Source organism: Ectothiorhodospira shaposhnikovii, from assembly GCF_016584105.1.
Classification (GTDB): domain Bacteria; phylum Pseudomonadota; class Gammaproteobacteria; order Ectothiorhodospirales; family Ectothiorhodospiraceae; genus Ectothiorhodospira; species Ectothiorhodospira shaposhnikovii.
On the sequence record NZ_NRSM01000063.1, the window covers coordinates 1 to 4,116 of the forward strand.

3 protein-coding genes and 2 pseudogenes are annotated in these 4,116 nt (G+C 45.7%); 3 read left to right on the forward strand and 2 right to left on the reverse strand.

Annotated features, from left to right (window positions below):
* The first annotated feature begins 213 nt into the window (after nucleotides 1–213).
* Both CKO35_RS17190 and CKO35_RS17195 read left to right on the forward strand, forming a co-directional pair.
* Nucleotides 214–1,785, forward strand: coding sequence for a P-loop ATPase, Sll1717 family (locus CKO35_RS17190; RefSeq protein ID WP_200177335.1), 1,572 nt, complete (start codon nucleotides 214–216; stop codon nucleotides 1,783–1,785).
* Between the two features lie 61 nt (nucleotides 1,786–1,846).
* Nucleotides 1,847–2,662: a hypothetical protein gene (locus CKO35_RS17195; RefSeq protein ID WP_200177336.1), complete on the forward strand. Its 816-nt coding sequence runs from the start codon at nucleotides 1,847–1,849 to the stop codon at nucleotides 2,660–2,662.
* 201 nt (nucleotides 2,663–2,863) lie between these two features.
* On the opposite strand, the gene CKO35_RS18125 is transcribed toward CKO35_RS17195, so the two are convergent.
* Nucleotides 2,864–3,289 carry a group II intron maturase-specific domain-containing protein gene (locus CKO35_RS18125; protein WP_338031827.1) on the reverse strand — a complete coding sequence of 142 codons (426 nt, stop codon included), beginning with the start codon at nucleotides 3,287–3,289 and terminating at the stop codon, nucleotides 2,864–2,866.
* Between the two features lie 66 nt (nucleotides 3,290–3,355).
* A pseudogene (locus CKO35_RS18685) lies at nucleotides 3,356–3,514 on the reverse strand (reverse transcriptase domain-containing protein); the annotation flags it as partial.
* 31 nt (nucleotides 3,515–3,545) lie between these two features.
* Here CKO35_RS18685 and CKO35_RS17205 point away from each other — a divergent pair.
* A pseudogene (locus CKO35_RS17205) lies at nucleotides 3,546–3,878 on the forward strand (transposase); the annotation flags it as partial.
* Between the last annotated feature and the right edge of the window lie 238 nt (nucleotides 3,879–4,116).

Consider the following 4,116-nt stretch of genomic DNA (forward strand, 5'->3'; position numbering starts at 1 on the left):
TTCCCTCACGGGTTTGCCCTTGCCGTCGGCTAGTAGTTACAGTCGTCCACAGAGTGGACATCACAGGTACTCCTACAGGGGACTTTCACCCCATCAGTTCATGCCCATGTCGGGCGTACACAAGGCGCTCGTTCGGACACAAACTACGCTTCGCTTCGTTTGCGCCGCACAGCTTCAGCGTTAGCGATCTTTGAGTAATTCGGTGTAGATAATATGGATAGAGAAGAAATCAAGGATTTATTTGGAAGCGATATGGCGCAGAGAGACCCTCGCTTTCTGGATTACTGTATTTTTAGAGAGAAACACCTGAAAACACTTGGTTCTAGAATAGAGAATTTAGTCATACTAAATGCCCCAAGGGGTTCCGGAAAAAGTGGTTTATTTATTCAATTACATAAACGTGTTGCTAACAATTCCAAAGAAAATTTAGTTATAGCTAAGAACAGCGGAAATGTAGAATATCCTTCCGAGGAAATTGAGCTAACCGATTGCATAAATTTTTGGAAAAACCAATTGCTTGGCTGGATTTTTTCCGAAATTGGTAAGAATACTAAATTTGCATTTACAGAGGCTGAAATTAACGCCGTAGAATTTTCAGAGGCTGAGGGTTCAAAGGGTAAAAATATTGTATCTTTGATATTAGAAAGGATTAAGTTTAAGGGGAGCCCTATTGAGAAATGCAAAACAGACCCTATCGTAAGGGAGGAAGAGATCATCCGTCTTCTTGCCAACAATCCTGCCACTTATTGGCTTTTATTAGACGAGCTAGATGACAACTACGATAACTCAACTCGTGTAAATAATATTATTGCTGGCTTGTTATTGGCATCACAAGCAATTACAGATGTTTTAGAGAATGTAAAAGTTCGATTGACAATCAGACCTCATGTGATGAGAGTACTGGAGACACGGTACGACAAAATACCAACTCTTAGAGAAAATCAGTTTTCGGTATCATGGTCGTCCTTAGAGCTAAGAAAACTTTTAGCAAGACGGATAGATAGTTACTTGCAGAGGAATTCGATCCCATTTTCAGAAGGAGAAATATTTTATTCTGGGGATGAGGAAGAAGAAAAGAACCGAGAAAATGCGCTTATATCAAAATATTTTGATAATTTTGATATATCTTTTGAGGATGGAGGTAGTACAAAAAAGATTTGGGTTTATCAGACTTTAGCAACCATATCGATGTACAGGCCTCGGTGGTTAATAGAATATTGCAAAATATGTTTGGAAAATTCAGAAAATGAAAGAGTTACAACAAAGTCCGCTCAGATCGCACTTTTTTATTTCGGCAAAAATAGAATCTCATTTCTTGAAGCTGAACACAGTCCTATATTCAAAAATGTATCAAAAATCCTTAACCAATTTTCGGCTAATAGAAAGACAAACTTGGGCGACAGCAATCAGCTAAAGGAATTCATCAAGCGAGAAGTTATACATACCGGAATTGTCCCCTGTAGTGAGGAGGGAATAGAGGTAAAAGCTTTAGATATCGCGCAATTCCTGCATATGGTCGATTTCATTCAAGCTAAGGAAACATTGAGCAGAGGAACCTATAAGCATCATTACTTTATTGATCGACCTCAGTTATTAAGTAGTTGGAATACAAATACTGGATTTCGGTGGATTATACATCCATCATTTTCTAATGCTCTAGATCTTGATGAAAATCGTACATATAGAGCTGGTGATGATATAAAAATAGCTAAAAAGAAATATCAACCCCCAGCCGGTAATGCCCCTAGAAATGGTAATGGCAGAAAGCGTCGAAGGAGACGCTAACAAAGCATTGCAGCAGACAAGCCGCTGAATGCGGCGTTATACACATTCGATGAGGCCGTAGATGACTGAAGAGAAGTGTGAGCTATGTGGAGAGTTTTCGGCTCTAAAGAAAAGTCACCTAATGCCCAAGAGCATATACAAGGCTATTGCTCGCACATTTCAACCTCACGATTCTGCGCCGGTATGGGCCAGCAGGAGTCAAAAATCAGCGTATTACTCAAACTCGCAGATTACAAAAAGGCTATTGTGTGGGGCTTGTGAAGATCGGTTTAACAAAAATGGTGAGAAGTATGTGGTAGGGAAGTGCATGAAAAATGCGCAAACATTTGAACTCAAAAGGCTTCTGAATTGTTCTTCCCCGAGCATCCACGTGAATGGGTCGTCATACTTTGATCCTAAAGATATACCAAAACTCAACTCCGAAAAATTCATTTACTTTGCCGCCAGCATTGTCTGGAGGGTGACCGTCACAGATTGGGGCAATGACGATATCTCCAATTTGGAAAATGCGCTCCCTAATGAGTTCAAACGTCCTTTGCAGCAGTATCTCCTAAATAAGGCAGAGTTCCCGAAAAATATATACATCACCGTGTGTGTAGATGATGATGTTGACCCGGTTCCGATAATGTCACTGCCTTCTGGAGACATTGAAAATGATATGCATTTATCGTTTTTTATCCCAGGTATTAAATTCAACGTCTTTCTTGGGGCGAATGCTGACCTTGAGCTATCATCTACCCTAAGTAGTTTGGGAATAAACATGATCTACATGTATCGCTCATTCCGTGAGTCTTATGAATACCAACAGATGAAACATCTGGTTAATTCTGAGCTTTCCCCAAAAGGTAAGCTGGCAAAGCAATCGGGTAGTTCGTAAAGTGTATAACCAGGCCATTAAATACGCTCCCTTCGGTCGCCGGACCTCGTTTCACTCGGCCGTTTATGGCGTCGGGTAGCGAGGCGACGTTACCGCCGCCCCGCCCCCTGAGAACCGTGCGTGCGATTTTCACCGCACACGGCTCAAGCCTTGGTAAGGCGCCGTGAAGCACCCGGCAGCACATTGGGGAGTCGCTGGCCATCACAGGTAGAGGGACCGAACCAGGAGGTGGGGAAGCACGTTTGAGCGCACGCCTCGCTCCCAATATTCCGAATGCTTCGGATTGTATGGGTTGGCCCTCGATCTCACCAGCACATGCCGACGAATCGGGATATATGCAAGCGAGACCAGCGTATGCTGACCGTCGCTGAACGTCCACTTCCTGTTGCCTTGGCGGGGGAAGTACCTTTCCTTGACCCAGCGTCGGCTTTTCTGTGGATGTCGGCGACGTGCCCAGTTCCATGTCAGGCGCCAGATTGCTTGGTCGAGTTCCTGAAAGATGACCTTGCTGACCACGTGACGAAAGTAGTTACCCCACCCTCTAAGAATCGGGTTGAGTGTGCGAATCATTTCCGCTTGGTAAGCGTGCTGTCCCTTGTGGAGTACAGCTTTCGCTTCGTTCCGCACGTGATCGATGCTGGCGCGCGATGGTTTGATCAGGAGTTTTCCGTGGTACTTGCGGAAGTTGAACCCAAGAAAATCGAACCCGTCGTTGATATGAACGATTTGGGTTTTTTCCTGTGAAAGGCTCAGTCCACGTTCCCTGAGGAACTCCATGACCAGCGGCTTGACTTCCTGTTCAAGGATCTCCCGGCTTTGACCGGTGATCACAAAATCATCGGCAAAACGGACAAGGTTAACCTTATTGCATCCCCCGGCGGCTGTTCATTTCACCTACAAGGACTATCGGACGGAACAGCGCAAGGTGATGGTATTGTCGGGGGAAGAATTTGTGCGCCGGTTTTTACAACACATCCTTCCCAAGGGTTTGATGCGGGTGCGCCATTACGGCTTTTTGGCCAATCGGTGCCGCCGTCAAAAGTTTGATCAGGTCAGGAGGGCATTATCGATGGCGCGCCCACCGGCAGCCACCGCCGCGCCGCGCAAGGAAGCGTCCGGGTATCCTTGTCCCCGATGCCGGAAAGGTCGTTTGCATGTCATTGCCGAAATATCGCGTCCTGTCCCATGTCCCACGCTCAAGGCACGACGATGTTAAGTGATTGAAAAATAGCGGGTGACGGAGCAGGCTGACAACGGCCTCCGGAAAGGCCGGGCCTGAGTGCGGGCAAAACATTGAAACCGGGCCAACAATCAGGCTATGTTCATTCAAAACCCCCCGCTGGCAAAGTAGTTGGAACCTGACCTGCTGTTAGAATCTTAAACCCTGAAGGGGGCGACGAGAGGGTTCCGATGAAGTACTCCGAAGAACGCCGGGAAGCAGTGCTCAAGAAGCT

Excerpts from the sequence above, each read along its gene's own strand:
- CKO35_RS17190 (WP_200177335.1), top strand. The coding sequence starts at position 214 with ATGGATAGAGAAGAAATCAAGGATTTATTTGGAAGCGATATGGCGCAG.
- CKO35_RS17195 (WP_200177336.1), top strand. The coding sequence starts at position 1,847 with ATGACTGAAGAGAAGTGTGAGCTATGTGGAGAGTTTTCGGCTCTAAAG.